The sequence below is a fragment of the Bacteroides sp. Ga6A2 genome (assembly GCF_000702225.1).
Taxonomy (GTDB): Bacteria; Bacteroidota; Bacteroidia; order Bacteroidales; family Bacteroidaceae; genus Ga6A1.
Window position 1 is genome coordinate 1 of sequence record NZ_JNKX01000035.1, and the last position, 14828, is coordinate 14828.

Consider the following 14828-nt stretch of genomic DNA (forward strand, 5'->3'; position numbering starts at 1 on the left):
TATCTCCAGTTCGCGCAGGGAATCAAAGTGATTCAATATGCCAAACAGCATAACGACCAGATGCTGGTATCCGTCAAAACGCTTCACATATGCCTCGCTGCCTTCTGTTTCACGGCTAATCTGCATGATTCTTTCACGGTCAAGCAGATTTAATATCTGACTATACACCGGCTGTCCGGTAAAATTGCTATCTTTGCCCATGTTATTGCTGTTTTGTGGTTAAAACAAAGATAACAAAAAGGGTCGGATTCCATGCGAGGAATACGACCTTATTTTTTTTCACTCTAAAAATGTTTTACCGGACAGCAATAGTTTGCAGTAAACAAGTTTTGTATGAAATCTTCGTAAATATGGAGATGACATAAGATTTGCTGACATACCGTCTACCTTTGGAACATAAAAAAAACGCGCCGTGGCACAATCGCTTGTATCACGGCGCTGTTATTATAAAAGTAAATATGTAAAGGTAAAAATATCAGTTTTTAGAATGCAACTTGCATCTGAGCCTGAATGCAGTTGTATTTTTTGCCCGAGTTAGGACAGCATCGGGTGTACTGAAGCTGCGCGCGGCACTTCTTGTAGAACCAGTACTGCACGCCGGCTGTGTAGTTTGTCTGACTGATTTCGAGCGTTGTGTTAGGCTCAAAATAGTCGTAAGATGCTATCGCCTCCAACTGCTTGTAAATAGGCGCAGAGCCTGTGCAGTAGAATCCGCGGCTGCCAACCTCGCCGTCCTTTCCGGCAAGATATTCGGAGCGCAGGTTTATTGGCTTTGTCTGCAACTCTGCACCGAACGACACACGGTCGCGGCGGTAGTCGTCGCCAATCTCAATGTCGGGATTATAGACCGATGTTGCCACGGCGTGTCCCTTTCCCTTCTGTCCTGAAGCCACGATGCGCAACTCCTTTATCGGACGGAAGTCGAGCTTCAGGATAACATCCTTCTGCTTGTTGCCGTCCTTACGGTTTATGCCTTGGCCGTTCATCACCGCCAGCTCGTAGTACAGATGCTTGTTGAACAGGTTTCCATAGGCCATCAGACCGAGGTCGCGACCGTACTGAACGCCGTAGAGAGGGTCGCTTCCGCAGCCTGTGAGATAGATTCCGGCTTGCGAATAGCACTCTATGAGTTCGAGTTTGGTAGGCGACAGCGGATTCTCGAGCGAATAACTGTTCTTAAACTGTCCGAACCTTACGCAGAAGGCATCGTGAACCTTGTAGTCGGTATAGAACTCCTGCACCACGCTCGAAAAGTCGTGCATGAACAGGAATGACCATCTGTCGGTAACCTTAGCCTTTGCCCAGAAAAGCACGCGCTTAACGTCGAACGTGTTTGTTGGGCTTCCCTCGCTGGCATCCTTGTATGTGTACCCTGCCTGAGCGTATCCGTGCAGCTCTATACGGCTTGCCAAATCGTCGATAATCTGTTTTGCGTTGCCCTCGCCGTTCTGTGCCAAGATGGTATGGCTTACAAGCAGCATTGCTGCCAGAAGAAAGTTTCTTGTCATGTGTTATTTGTAGCAGTTAAACATTTCGTCAACATATTCTCTGTCTGGCTTTGGAGTGAAGAGGCTCACCGCCGGCACGACAACGAATCCGCCCAGCATGGCAATTGCTCCGCAGTTGATAGGGTTTATCGGGTTGCCCATAAGCATGTTTATGACCGTTAATCCGACGCCCCAAGCAAAGCAAGCCCACACCGATGCGGTGGTGATGCCCCTCATGTAAAGTCCCAGCATGAACGGAGCGAGGAATGCGCCTGCCAGTGCGCCCCAGCTGATGCCCATAAGCTGCGCGATGAATGTTGGCGGATTAAGCGCAATCATAAGCGATAGGGCGATGAAGAACACAATGAGCACGCGCATAACCACCACCTTTCGGCGTTCAATCTTCTCTGAAACGGTATCGTCAATCTCGCCGTCAACAACCTCGTCCTTAGCCGATTTCTTGTCGCGATAGATGAGGTCGAGCGTCATTGTCGAGCTTGACGTGAGCACGAGCGATGCCAGAGTAGACATTGATGCCGACAGCACCAGAAGCACCACGAGCGCAATCAGAGCATCGGGAAGAGACTCGAGCATCGAAGGGATGATAGAGTCGAAGTCCAGCCTACCGTTTGGCAACGTCGGAGGCGTTCCGAACAGTCGGCCGAAGCCGCCGAGAAAGTAGCATCCGCCGGCAACCACAAGGGCAAAGAACGTAGATATTATAGTGCCTCGCTTAATCGCGCTCTCGTCGGTTATAGAGTAGAATTTTCCCACCATCTGAGGCAGTCCCCACGTTCCGAGCGATGTGAGCACCACCACGCCCAGAAGGTTCCAAGGGTCGGGGCCGAAGATGTCGGCAAAACCGCCGTTGGCTGTCGAGCCGTCGGCAGGCAGTTCGGCCATCTTCTTTATTGATTCAGAAAGACCGCCCTGCGTGTTCAGTACCGCCATTATTATAACCACAATGCCAAACAGCATTATTATGCCCTGAATAAAGTCGTTTATCGCCGTAGCCTTGTATCCGCCCAGAATGACGTAGAGGGCTGTGAGCACCGCCATCATCACCACGCAATATTCGTAGGGAATGCCGAAGCCCATCTCGAAGAGGGTAGAGATGCCCTTGTAAACTCCGGCGGTATAAGGAATCAGGAATACGAAGGCTATTATTGATGCCACCACTCTCAAGCTCTGGCTGTCGAAGCGAGTGCCGAAGAAATCGGGCATCGTGCGGCTGTTTATGTGCTGCGTGAAGAGTTTGGTGCGCTTGCCCAGAACGAGCCACGCCAAGAGACTTCCGATGATGGCGTTGCCTATGCCTATCCATGTGCTCGAAAGTCCGTATTTCCAGCCAAATTGGCCGGCATATCCAACGAAAACCACCGCGCTGAAGTATGATGTTCCGTAGGCAAAGGCCGTGAGCCACGGACCAACTTCGCGTCCGCCGAGCACAAATCCGTCAACCGATTTTGCCTGCTGGCGCGAGTACAGTCCCACTCCAATCATCACGGCAAAGAAAATAATAACTAACAGAATTTTAATTAGCATTGTTATGGATTTTTGTGTAAAATGATGATAAATTAAAGGTTTGGGTTGTAAAATTATAACAATCTGTTAAATTAGCCAAGTTTTTTGTAACAAAATTGTGTAAAATCCTTTTTATTCTGTTTATTTCTGCACTTCATTTTATAAATATACCGAAAATATAAGCGTTTTAGGCAGAATCAATAAAAAACGCATCGAACATGTCGATGCGTTTTTGATATAAAAAAGGTATGCTTTTTATTGAACTATTAGCTATGTTCTACTTTATTACCTTTGTTTATGATAGATTCCGTTCTATTATAATATGGACTTTTGAAGAAGGCATATCACAATCTTTTATTCTTTTCATCAAGTCATCCCAAATAATTCTCGATTTATTGGAAAAATAGTGATAATGTGGCTTTCCCCCCATAAGTCCACTTTCATTACCAGCAAGCCCTTTATATGTGAAATAAAAACAATGCCAGACATTATTCTTGTGATATATACGTGCTTGAATGACTTTTCTTTGTTCTAATATAGCACGCATTTCTCCTTCGGTCATGTCGGTCGTTCCCATTTTCTCTATGTCATTATCTTTCTTTTTATGGATTAGTAATGGAATATTCTTTTCTTTGAATTTTTCTGGGAACTTCTCTTCTTGATAAATATTTAGTAAGAATCCAAAGTCTTGTGCCTCTTTATTCATCCACAATATATCTGTTGGAGTTAAACTCACGCCTTTGAGCAGATTTTCTTGTTCTTTATGTGAAAGTGTGTCGTCTGTTAGAAGTTGATGAATAGCTGGATGAGGCTTACTTTCTTTTAGTTTCTGTTCTAGCATCTCGTTCGTTTTGTTCAAGATTTCTCTTTTCTCTAAATCATCATTAGTTAGAGACTGATAGTATGCATATACCAATCGAAAATATTCGAATGGAGGACAATCTATTTCTGTACTTGGCATAATACCACGAAAAGAAACATTTGTATTTTTGTCTTTAAAGTCAAAAAACTTCATATACTGTATTTGAAAGTATGTTTAGTATCTTGGTCTGTCAACCTCGATATACTCGTGCTTGTCGCCCCATGAGGCGATATATTCAGCAAGCGAGCCTCGCGGAATGAAAACCTTTGCGCGTATGCCGTTGAAAGGATTGGCATTTGCGCTAAGTTGCTTGCCAAGGTAGAATCTTGCAGGTTTGAAGCAAGCCTCGGCATGAATCTCCAATCCGTTGCGGCAGTTCTTGAAGGCGTTGTGACCGATGGCGAGGAGTGTGCTTGGCAGCTTTATTATGTGCATGTTAGAGCAGTTGGTAAATGCATCGTCGCCAATAGTTCTTACTCCCTCGCACAGTTCAACCTTTCTTAGGTTGTAGCAGTTGTTGAACGCGCTGTTGCCTATGTGCTGAACGCTTCCGGGAATGAACATCTCAGACAGACTTCGGCATTGCTCAAAAAGCCTTGGGCTAATCTCGCGCAAGTCTCGTGGCAGACCGATGTACGACAAGTTGGTGCATCCGTTAAACACTCCCTCGCCAAGAGTAGAGCCGTCGGGAATGAAAATCTCGTTCAGACTCTTGCAGTTGCTGAAGGCAAACGCGCCGATGTTTGCAGGGTTCTGAAACGAAACCATCTTCAGGCTCTGGCAGTTCTCGAAGGCCTTCTCGCCGCAGGTGTTCAGATATTTAGGCAGAACAACCTCCGTAACGTTTGTGCAGTTGCTGAATGCTCCGCTGTCAATCCTTTTAACATTGTCGGGCAGAAAGACGCTTGTAAGTCCTGTGCAGCCCTCGAAGGCAGAGCCGCGAATTACCGATATATTCTCGGGCAGGCTAATCTCCGTTAGACTTTGGCATTTGTAGTATGCGCCGAATCCGATTTCAGAAACAGAATACGGAATAACGGTGTTTTTGCATCTGGCAACCAGACAGTTCTCTTTTGTGTTGATGATGCCGTTGCAGTTGTCGCGGCTGTCGAACACGCTGTTCTGTGCGTCAACGCTCATGCTTTCCAAGTCATCGCAGCCGGCAAAGGCGAAATTCTCTATTTTGGTAACGTTTGCCGGAATCTCTATGCTCTGCAAGCCTCTGCCTTCGAAGGCAAAAGCCTTTATTTTAGCCACGGAGTTTGGAATAACGGTTGCCTTGCAGCCCAGAGCCAATTTGTTGTCCTTCTTCTCGATAATGGCGTTGCAGTTGTCGCGACTGTCGTAAAGTGCGTTGTTTGGAGCAATTCTGATGACTTGCAGTTCGCGGCATCTGGCAAAGGCCGATGCGCTGTATTTTTCGAGCGTAGAAGGCAGTTCGATGCCCCTCAGACTGCTCTCGGCAAATGCCTTGTCGTTAATCTTCTTCACGCCCTCAGAAATTGTAATCATGTCAAGCCCTTGATAGCCAAAGAACGCCTCGTCGCCAATCTTCTCTATGCCGCCGGGCACAACCGTGCCGTTGCAGCCAACAATCAGTTCCTTGTCTTTTGTGTCGATAATGGCGTTGCAGTTGTCGCGGCTGTCAAACTTCTTGTTCTGCGGACTTACCGTTATGGTTGTCAGTCTGTTGCAGCCAACGAAAGGACGCGCCGATATGCTGGTCACGCTCGACGGAATCTCGATGCTTACAAGATTCTCGTAGCCCGCAAATTCTTCCTTTCTAATCTTCTTGATGCCCTCGGCTATTACGATTTTTTTGATGGCAAGCCTTTGTGTGTACCACGGATATTCGTTGGCCTTGTAGCCCGAATATTTGTCGATGGCTATTGTCAGCACGCTGTCCTCGCTCAGCGTCCATTGCCCTTTGTCTTTGGCAGAAAGGTTCGCCGCAGGTAGCGCAAGGCAGCAAAGTATAAATAGTTTCTTGATTATCATGCTTTTGAAATTTAGAGATTACGGTTGCAAAAATATAAATTTATGCAGAATATGGTTGTAGATTGTCGTTTTTTTGTGTAAAAAATAATTTTGAAAAAAGAGAGGCAAGCCCTAAGACCTACCTCTCGCACGAAATGCCTATATCTAAAAAGCATTATTTCATAAGCTGACCAGCTGTGTTGAATTTCTTGCCGTTCTTTACAATAGTCACACGACCGTCCTCAACAATCTTTGCTGACTCAGCAGTCTGTTTTGCGCTTACTGTCTCGATGCCTGTTGTACCGCCGTTGGTCAGTTCCTTGTATTTGGCATCGCTCATCTCAACGATGTTAGGGAACTTTTTCCATTCAGGAGCCGACTGATACTTGTTTTTAAGTCCTTTCTTTACATACAGAGTCTTGCCCTCGTAGTCGAAGGAATAGAAACGCAATGTAATCTTGGAAGGGTCATCGGCAAGAGAATAGAATGTTGTCAGTTTGTCGCAGTTGCCAAATGAACTGTCAGAGAGTGTGAATGTTGTGTTTGGCAGAATTACAGTTGTAAGCGACTTACATCCATTAAAAGCAAAATCGATATCCTTTATAGAGTTGGGAAGTCTTACTGTTGTAATGCTTGTGCCGTTGAAAGACCAACTGTCTATCTGTTCTACCGAGTTTGGAATGTTGATGGATTTTAATCCGCTGCAAGTCTCAAATGCATATTCGTGGATTCTCTTGATTGTATTAGGAAGGGTGATAGATGTTAGGTTCTTGCATTTACGGAATGCTTCGTATCCTATTTTGGTAACTGTGTACTTGTTGCCGTTAACTGTTATTGTTGCAGGAATCGTGTATGATGATTTCTGATAATTGTTAGCTAATACAGTTGCTTCGTTCTCATACGGTTTTGCACGATATTTCACTCCGTTGATTGTTACTTCATCATCTTGTGCAAATCCGGCGATGGAAATCATTGCGCAGGCTAAAAGAATGTAAAATTTCTTCATGTAAATAAAAAAATATGCTGCCGTCCCCAAGGCAAGCGTTTTAATTAGGTAAAGAACGTGGGAACCATGCAATAGTCAAACTTAAACTCAACAATCTTTTAAGGAAATGTACAAGTTTTCAGTAAAAAATGTGCAAACGCTCTGTTAATACTATAAGATAAAGCCTTTTTAATCTATGGTAGTAGTTGTCTACTATTTTTTTGCGCTGCAAAAGTATAAATAAAAATCGAAACCTTAATTATCTTTTTTTTGTAAATTTCTGTACGTTTTTATAATGGATAGTTGGATTGCCTTTATTTTTTTGCTTTAAATCAATTCTGTTTCCAATTTGTCTAATAGTGTGGCAATTTTGTGACAGACGAAAATATGAGACCGAAAGTATGTAAAATCATTCATCTTTTGATTATTTTTGCGCCTGTGATTTAATTCTATCGAAAATATGAAGATTTGTTTGATACAAATGGATATTGCTTGGGCAGATGTAAATGCCAATCTGCAAACGGCCGAGCAACTTGTTGCCAGTGCCGAAAGGGCTGACGTCTACGTCCTTCCCGAGATGTTTACAACCGGATTTATTGGCAACCCCGAGGAGGTGGCAGGCGATGAGGCTGCCGCCCTTGACTGGATGAGGCGTACAGCCGCGCGGCTCGATGCCGCCGTGTGCGGAAGCATGGCTGTAAGGAATGGCGACAGGTTCAGCAACCGCTTTTTCTTTGTAAAGCCCGACGGCAATGTGGCACATTACGACAAAAGGCATCTGTTTGCCTACGGCGGAGAGCACAGGCATTACGAACGCGGAAGTGAGAGGGTGGTGGTAGAGTTCCGCGGCGTGCGAATGTTGTTGCAAGTGTGCTACGACCTGCGTTTTCCCGTGTTCTCGCGCAACCGCAAGGACTACGACGTGGCTCTTTACGTTGCCTCTTGGCCTGTTACCCGACTGGCGGTGTGGAACACTCTGCTGCACGCGCGCGCCATCGAAAACCAATGCTATGTTGTTGGAGTAAACCGCGTTGGAAGCGACCCTGCCTGCCAGTACAGCGGCGGCTCTATGCTTGTTGATGCCTACGGAAAAACGGTTGCCGAGTGCGAAAGCGGAAAGCAATGCGCGCTTACCGTGTCGCTCGACCTCGAAAAACTTGCCTCTTTCAGAAAGAAGTTCCCTGTTCTTGATGATGCCGACTGACGACTTGGTAATTTTGCAAAACACGTTGGTGGTGAAATAGTTGTAGAAAATAGAAGGTGTGAAATATGCTAAAGAATGAAATGAAGAAAATAGTCTTTAATAGACTTGACGAAGTTTTAAAGCCTCTTGGTTGGAAGGCGTATAAGTCTGGGTATAACCCGGCTTATGTGCTTGATACCGAACAATACAAGATAATATTTATTATGTGTTTTGAGAGTGGAAAAATCGATTTTTTTAGTATCGAAATGACTATAAAAGAAATTGAACCATATATTTCTGAATGTATAGGCGATACGGAGCAGTTACCTGGTCGTGGGATAATTATCGACAATAAAACGATATTTCGTACAACTGTCGTAGATAAAACCTACTTGGTAAAAGTTATCGAAACCGAAGATGATGTAAACATGGTTGTTGATTCTTTTTTTGATTATCTTTTTGGTACAGCCAAGAAATTTGTAGAAACATATCTGTATTTGCCAAATATAGTCCGAAAGATAGAAGAATTTATACCAGAGAAGATATCATGGAATTGCAATACTGATATGGAACTTTCGGGAAGATATGACGGATATTTCAGAGGACTGATTATATCAAAACTTTGCAATGACCCTAAATTCGAAGAGAAATTTAAGTATGTAGATACAAGGTTCACTTCTGATCGTGATGCAAGTTTTTGGGGCGGAAATTTCAGCTCAGACTTCGAAAAGTTAAAGCAACTTCTTCCAACCATCGAGCCAAAATACAGCATGGACTCGCCAAACGAGGAGGCTGAGATGGAGAAGATAAGGGCAATGGTCGCAAAAAACTTCACGCCAATATCAGCCCCAACAGAGAAACCTAAAAAGAAGGTGGCAAAGAAATTCGTGCCAACTCCGCCAGAGCAGGTAAACCAAGAACTTCTGTCTTTGCTCAATCCCGAACGCATCCCGAAGGAATCCCGAAGCCTGCAAAAGCAGTTTATGGACTTTTTCCTTGGCAAGAAAGACAGCAAAGAAAAGACTGAAAGCACCCAATTGCAGAAGAACACCATCGAGATTGTAGGCTGCTATCTTGATGCCAGCCTCCGCAATCACGGTTTCTGCAACGTGCGTCGCTATAAAAACGTGTTCTATTACACACGCCCTACCGATGTTGGCAACCTCATCTTCTCGTTTATGGTCGGTAACAACGGTTGCCTTAGAATCTATCCGCCAAGCATCCGCCTCGACAAGGTCGAAGAATGGATGCAGAAGATAGACATTAAGCTAAAATCGCGCGACGGCGACCATCAGGGAACGATAGAACTCGAGCTTCCGAAGAAAATCGTCAAACTAAATGATAGTGAATGTATTAGCGACGAAGATGTTAAGAAGCTCTGCCTTGCCACATGGCACTTTGTCGAAGACAAGTTCGGCGACTTTGTAGAAGACTATTCGTCTCCGCAGTTCTTGTGGGAAAGGCTGTGCTCAGACATCAAAGCCTATCCCGACTGGGTTAAGATAATCCGCGGCATCACAGCACCGGAGCAGATAATTCGTGGCGTCGTGTTCCTGCGCCTCTGCCGCGACAACGATTTCGAGGACAAGTTCGAACTTGTAAAGAAGTTTATCCTAACGGAGTACAAAAGTTTCATTCCATCGGTAAACCAACTCAAACATCTTCTTCCCGAAATGAAAAAAGAATACGAAGTTTGCTGCTAATCCTTATGGATTTCGGCTTAACGGCGAGGGAAAAGTTAGGGCAGACTAAAAGCATTATTCAGGGCTTGTGTTTTCTGTCTGCAAACAAGAAAACGGCAGCAACGGCTACATTCTATTTCTTCGATAAGTAATGCGCCGCTGTTGCCATTTCGGAAAGTTCTAAGTAGTGCAACATGCCTTATAGTGTAGCGGTAAGGAATGTTGCATTTCCAAAAATAAACAGAGTATTTTCCGATGCCGGAACAAGTACTGTTTCGCCTTGGTGCATGTTTATTCCGTTGATGTTGGCTATTCCGCTGAGGCAGATAACCACCACGAACGACTCGGTCAGGAGGTCGATTTTTGCCGATTCCTGAACCACTATTCTGTTCACCCTGAAGTAAGGGCAACTTACAAGTTCGGAGTTTGGCAGAGTGCTGTCGTAAGATGTACGGTATTCAGAATACACGTTATAGTCTATGGCATCTTTGGCCTGCTCAATGTGCAGTTCGCGCGGCTTTCCGTTGGCATCTTTCCGCCCGAAGTCGTAAACGCGGTACGTTATGTCAGATGTCTGCTGAATCTCGGCAAGGAAGTTGCCAGCCCCTATGGCGTGAAGCCTTCCGGCAGGCAGAAAGTAGAGGTCGCCTTGGTGCGACTCGTGCGTGGCTATAACGTCTTGCATGGGCGAGTGTCCGTCAACGGTTTCGGCCTTGGCAAGATGCTCGTACTCGTCGGGGGTAATCTTTCGGCTCAGTCCGGCATAGATTTTTGCTCCCGGCTTGCTCTTTATTATGTACCACATCTCGGTCTTCCCGGCGCATCCGTGGCGTTTCTGCGCCAGCTCGTCGTCGGGGTGAACCTGAACGGAGAGGTCTTGCCGCGAGTCTATGAACTTTATTAGCAGCGGAAATTTGTTTCCGTACTTCTCGTAAACTTTTCTGCCCACAAGCTGCTCCTTGTACTTGTCTATAAGTTGCGGTAGAGTAAGCCCAACGTCCACATCGTCGGCAATGCCACGGTTGGCAGCCACGCTCTCGTGTCCCGGCACAGCCGATATTTCCCACGATTCGCCTATGTTCTCCTCGTTTGTCCCGATGCTTTTGAATGGCGCTATTAGCGAGCCTCCCCAAATGGTCGGTTTAAGGTAAGGCTCAAATTTATAGGGTTTCATATTCTTGCTGATATTTTAATTTTCATGCTGCAAAGGTAGTGAGTAAAAATGTAAATTCATACCACTTTTTTTGCACATAATTGCACTATACAAATAAGTTGCTGCCAATGATTCGGTTGTTTCGTGTTGTATAACATATTGTCATTTTTAAAGGTTAGGTTATAAATTCGTAATTTTGCAGTCGCATCTGACTTATTTGTTTAAAATTACTTCATTTTCAGATTTTAAGAATCAAACTTTATACCAAACAACAATGAAAAAAATAGTTTTTTTGCTATTCGTGGCATGTATGGCGGTTGTGACTGCCAAGGCGTGGCGCAATATGCCTATGCCCAAACTGCACATCGAAGGCAGATATCTTGTTGATGAAAACGGCAACAAGGTTAATCTTCATGGCGTGGCGCAGACCTACAGCCCTTGGTTTAACGAGAAGGGCAAGTATTGGGACAACTACGATGTGGACAACTGTCTGAAATACAATAAGAGAGTGCTTGACGGAGCGCTCGACAAGGGCTACAAGATTAACGTGCTTCGCCTGCACATGGACCCTTATTGGAGCAACAATCCAAGCGCAAATAATGGTGACGAGAGCGATATCTCGGCTTTCAACATGCTTCGCTTCAAGCAATATTTCAACTCGGTTTTCTACGAGATGGCAAAGTATTGCGAGTCAAACGGAATCTATGTCGTTATGCGTCCGCCGGGCGTGTGTCCCAAGGAGATTACCGTAGGCGACAACTATCAGAAATATCTTATAAAGGTGTGGGAGTATGTTGCCGACCGTCTTGTAAAAGAAGGCAACACGTCGATAATGATTGAGCTTGCCAACGAGCCTATAAGAATCTGCAAGACTGATGCTTCGGGCAACAAGGTAACAACTGGCGCTTCTGCCGACTATTTTCAGCCTATTGTCGATGCAATCCGCGCAAAGGGATGCAACAACATAATCTGGGTTCCAGGACCTGGATATCAGAGCGATTATCGCGACTATGCCGTTACACCAATCACGGGCGATAACATCGGCTATGCCGTTCATTGCTATCCAGGCTGGTTTGGCAGCGATGCCGAGGTTGAGAGCGCAGAGAACACCGGCGATGTTTCGGGCGGCGGATATAATGGCTTTATTAACGGATGGCACGAGCGCATTAACTGCGTAACCGACTTTGCCCCAATCATCGTAACCGAGATGGACTGGGCTGCTAAGAAATACGATTGCTCGTGGGGAAAATCAACAACAGGCGTAAGAGGCGGCGAAGGCTTCGGAGCAAACTTCAAGTTCCTTTGCGATTATACCGGAAACGTAAGTTGGACGGTCTTTACAGGTCTGAATCTCTTGGCTGAGTATGACGACAGCAAGCCAGACGGCTCAACATTCCTTACCGACCCAGAATCGTGCGCGCGTCCTGTGTACCGCTGGTTCAAGGACTATGCAGCCGAGTGGCCTAACCCAACAGAGGATGCCCGCAAACTTGTGAGCCTCGAACTGGGTTGTGCCGACAATTTCAAGATTCTTCCGGGCAACGCCATCGCCATTCCTGTTGATGCTACGTTTGCCGACGGACACAAGTCGTGCGTAAGCGCAACAGTCGATTACAGCATCAGCAATCCTTCGGTGGCATCGTTCAAAAACGGCATGTTGCTGTGCAATGGAGTGGGCGAGACCGATGTCGTAATATCGCTAACCGATGACTTCGGAACACGCAAGGAGGTGAGCGTTCATCTGACGCTTACTCCGTTCCCGTTGTCGGCCGATTCTTTCAATCCGAATATCTGGGAGAAGGGCTCGTTCGATGAGAAGACAGGCACGCTCGTTACCGGAAAATACGGCTTCGGCGGATGGACATACAACAACGGCTTAAATATGTCTGACTGCAAGTATCTTGTTGTCGAGTTGTACGAGAAACAAAATGCTGGCGCCGAAATTCACCTGTTCGACGAGAACGATTATTGGGCACAGAAGGCAACGATACAAATAGGTACTCGTACCCGTGTGGTAGAGGAACTTGCAACCCTGAAAAAAGGAAACGGCGTTACGCTCAATACAGAGCACATCTATATTGCCGGATTCTGGTCGTATGGCGGAAATCCGATAAGGATTAAGAGCGTATTCCTGTCTAACGACAAAGACGCAACCGGGGCGGCAACTGGCATCGACGAGGTTGAGGCTTTGCCAGACTGTGGCGACAACGTAATATACAATCTGCGCGGCCAGCGAGTAGTAAACCCAACTCCGGGAATCTACATCAAGAACGGTAAGAAAATAGTTATAATTTAGGTTAATATTATTATGTAAAAGTGAAAGAAGAGAGCCATCGTTGCCGAGGCTCTCTTTTTTTTTGGTAAATATTACATTGTGTTTATGACGAATAGTCGCCATAAACACAAGTATAACGTTATAAATCAGGGCTGTTTATCTTAAAGCTGATGCCTAAAAATATGGTTTGCTTTTACATCTTCAGGTTTGCTTTCTTGACCGTGGTGTTTGATCTTGGCACCAAGTGATTTCCGCTTATGTAGAAATCCGCCGTCGTTGGCATAGAGCAATCTCGCAAACAACGATAGGGCCAGACACGCTAGCGCGCGGTTTGAAAAATGTTTCATTGTTGTGATAAAGATAAAAAGTTATTATTTGTTTATGAATCGGGGCATTATGATGTTTTTGTATGTATCAATAATATCGTGCTAATAGCTTGATTAACAGCCGCATCTGCCAATGAACGATACACTCTCAGAATGTCGTTCATCTGGGTCGATAATCCAAAACGAGCCTTCAAGATTGTGCGAATCTGGCGCTGTATTATCTTTCAGCTTTATTACATTAACGCGCAGCACATAGTTCTGGTTGGCATAAGAATATAGGTTGCCATCATTCCATTTTAGGGTAAACTTTTCAAGCTTGTTGTTTATTACAACGTAGGCTGTCTCTGCCAAATCGTTTACCATCACAAACTTCTTGGCTTTCATGTCGTCCTCGTTTCTGAAGAATTCGCAGCTTCCGCCGTCGATTTCATCGGGGAACGAATCGAATGTACCGATTTCAATCTTTATGCTGTCGGGCAGGGCATTTCGGGCGCGTGCCTTTTTGATATACTCAATCCATGGGCCGGCGTCTTTGTCTTTAATGTGGAACATTTCCCAATTAGCATACTCGCTGCTGCATGACGTTATTCGCAATGTGTCTTTGTCGAAGGTACACTTGTGCGGGTAGAATCTTCCGTCATTGCAAAAACTGATGTACAGAACCTGATTCCTTAAGATGTATGGAAAGTTTTTGAATCCGTCGTCGAAACCGTTTAACGAATATCTTTCAATCGTATTTTGTGTGATTCTGGTAACATCCTCGCAGCCGTTGTATGCCAGCCAGTAGCCGTGCAGTCTCTCCAGCATCTTGTTGTCGAGTTGTGGGTTGCGGCTTATGCTGTCCATCAGGTCGTCAATGTAATAACGCTTTGTATGCTCCCGATTGTCTGGCAGCTTTCTGGTCGTGAAGTTCTCGACATTGGCTATTTTGTATTCGTTTTTTTCTTTGCAGAGAGTTACTTGCAAATCTACCTTGTAGGTTGTCAGGTCGTAGGTGTCGTCGTACGCATCATCCAATGTCGTTTCATAGCGTACACGGAACACATTTTCTGCCGTCATTTCAATAGTCATGCTCTTGAGCGAGTTTTCGTCCATGGTATAGCCGGCAACCAGCATGCAGCCGTACGCTTCGCTGTAAGCATTCATAAGCTTGCTTCTGAATTCCTCGGTACAATATTTCTTGCACAGAAGTCTGTAATGCGTGTAAAACGTGTAGTTTTCCGGATTTGCATTCGAGATGGAGTCGAACTCGGTAAATACGGTCCTGATGAATTCTATTTGCTCCTTGTCGGAGTTGTCTTTACAGCCTATTGTCAGAAATGTAGCCATTAGGCAGATAATGTAGAATATTTTTCTCATTTTTTACGTTTAGAT

The 14828-nt window shown here is 45.3% G+C and carries 12 protein-coding genes; 3 read left to right on the forward strand and 9 right to left on the reverse strand.

The features are described from left to right. The 6 genes from T538_RS0109730 to T538_RS0109755 all read right to left on the reverse strand — a co-directional run. Positions 1–201: DUF4372 domain-containing protein (locus tag T538_RS0109730; protein ID WP_031541118.1), on the reverse strand; the 201-nt coding region annotated here is incomplete at its 3' end. Positions 202–482: 281 nt separating this feature from the next. Further along, complete coding sequence (locus T538_RS0109735; protein WP_031533622.1) at positions 483–1508, reverse strand: porin; 1026 nt, start codon at positions 1506–1508, stop codon at positions 483–485. Positions 1509–1511: 3 nt separating this feature from the next. Next, positions 1512–3032 carry a sodium:solute symporter family protein gene (locus T538_RS0109740; RefSeq protein WP_031533621.1) on the reverse strand — a complete coding sequence of 507 codons (1521 nt, stop codon included), beginning with the start codon at positions 3030–3032 and terminating at the stop codon, positions 1512–1514. 274 nt (positions 3033–3306) lie between these two features. Beyond that, positions 3307–4026, reverse strand: coding sequence for a hypothetical protein (locus tag T538_RS0109745; RefSeq protein WP_031533620.1), 720 nt, complete (start codon positions 4024–4026; stop codon positions 3307–3309). 21 nt (positions 4027–4047) lie between these two features. After that, on the reverse strand, positions 4048–5871 hold the full coding sequence (locus tag T538_RS0109750) for a leucine-rich repeat domain-containing protein (RefSeq protein WP_031533619.1): 1824 nt from the start codon (positions 5869–5871) through the stop codon (positions 4048–4050). 154 nt (positions 5872–6025) lie between these two features. After that, complete coding sequence (locus tag T538_RS0109755; protein WP_081834939.1) at positions 6026–6856, reverse strand: leucine-rich repeat domain-containing protein; 831 nt, start codon at positions 6854–6856, stop codon at positions 6026–6028. 439 nt (positions 6857–7295) lie between these two features. On the opposite strand from T538_RS0109755, the gene T538_RS0109760 reads away from it, so the two are divergent. Continuing rightward, on the forward strand, positions 7296–8039 hold the full coding sequence (locus tag T538_RS0109760; RefSeq protein ID WP_031533617.1) for an amidohydrolase: 744 nt from the start codon (positions 7296–7298) through the stop codon (positions 8037–8039). Positions 8040–8284: 245 nt separating this feature from the next. Continuing rightward, positions 8285–9721: a hypothetical protein gene (locus T538_RS0109765; protein ID WP_155993100.1), complete on the forward strand. Its 1437-nt coding sequence runs from the start codon at positions 8285–8287 to the stop codon at positions 9719–9721. Positions 9722–9899: 178 nt separating this feature from the next. On the opposite strand, the gene T538_RS0109775 is transcribed toward T538_RS0109765, so the two are convergent. Continuing rightward, a complete protein-coding gene (locus T538_RS0109775) occupies positions 9900–10874 on the reverse strand; it encodes a type I phosphomannose isomerase catalytic subunit (protein WP_031533615.1) in 975 nt (324 codons plus the stop codon). A gap of 253 nt (positions 10875–11127) precedes the next feature. On the opposite strand from T538_RS0109775, the gene T538_RS0109780 reads away from it, so the two are divergent. Next, positions 11128–13149: a glycoside hydrolase family 5 protein gene (locus T538_RS0109780; protein WP_081834938.1), complete on the forward strand. Its 2022-nt coding sequence runs from the start codon at positions 11128–11130 to the stop codon at positions 13147–13149. A 140-nt stretch (positions 13150–13289) separates the two neighbouring features. Here T538_RS0109780 and T538_RS0109785 read toward each other — a convergent pair whose 3' ends face one another. Together T538_RS0109785 and T538_RS17745 are read right to left on the reverse strand one after the other, a co-directional pair. Then, on the reverse strand, positions 13290–13475 hold the full coding sequence (locus T538_RS0109785) for a hypothetical protein (protein WP_031533613.1): 186 nt from the start codon (positions 13473–13475) through the stop codon (positions 13290–13292). A 93-nt stretch (positions 13476–13568) separates the two neighbouring features. After that, entirely contained in the window at positions 13569–14813 is a 1245-nt protein-coding gene (locus tag T538_RS17745; protein ID WP_155993102.1) for a hypothetical protein, read from the reverse strand. Positions 14814–14828 lie beyond the last annotated feature (15 nt).

What these genes read in the sequence shown, in the direction of transcription:
- T538_RS0109765 (WP_155993100.1), top strand. Translation starts at nt 8,285, where the DNA reads ATGACTATAAAAGAAATTGAACCATATATTTCTGAATGTATAGGCGAT.
- T538_RS0109785 (WP_031533613.1), bottom strand. Translation starts at nt 13,475, where the DNA reads ATGAAACATTTTTCAAACCGCGCGCTAGCGTGTCTGGCCCTATCGTTG.
- T538_RS0109735 (WP_031533622.1), bottom strand. Translation starts at nt 1,508, where the DNA reads ATGACAAGAAACTTTCTTCTGGCAGCAATGCTGCTTGTAAGCCATACC.
- T538_RS0109780 (WP_081834938.1), top strand. Translation starts at nt 11,128, where the DNA reads ATGAAAAAAATAGTTTTTTTGCTATTCGTGGCATGTATGGCGGTTGTG.
- T538_RS17745 (WP_155993102.1), bottom strand. Translation starts at nt 14,813, where the DNA reads ATGAGAAAAATATTCTACATTATCTGCCTAATGGCTACATTTCTGACA.
- T538_RS0109740 (WP_031533621.1), bottom strand. Translation starts at nt 3,032, where the DNA reads ATGCTAATTAAAATTCTGTTAGTTATTATTTTCTTTGCCGTGATGATT.
- T538_RS0109755 (WP_081834939.1), bottom strand. Translation starts at nt 6,856, where the DNA reads ATGAAGAAATTTTACATTCTTTTAGCCTGCGCAATGATTTCCATCGCC.
- T538_RS0109750 (WP_031533619.1), bottom strand. Translation starts at nt 5,871, where the DNA reads ATGATAATCAAGAAACTATTTATACTTTGCTGCCTTGCGCTACCTGCG.
- T538_RS0109745 (WP_031533620.1), bottom strand. Translation starts at nt 4,026, where the DNA reads ATGAAGTTTTTTGACTTTAAAGACAAAAATACAAATGTTTCTTTTCGT.
- T538_RS0109760 (WP_031533617.1), top strand. Translation starts at nt 7,296, where the DNA reads ATGAAGATTTGTTTGATACAAATGGATATTGCTTGGGCAGATGTAAAT.
- T538_RS0109775 (WP_031533615.1), bottom strand. Translation starts at nt 10,874, where the DNA reads ATGAAACCCTATAAATTTGAGCCTTACCTTAAACCGACCATTTGGGGA.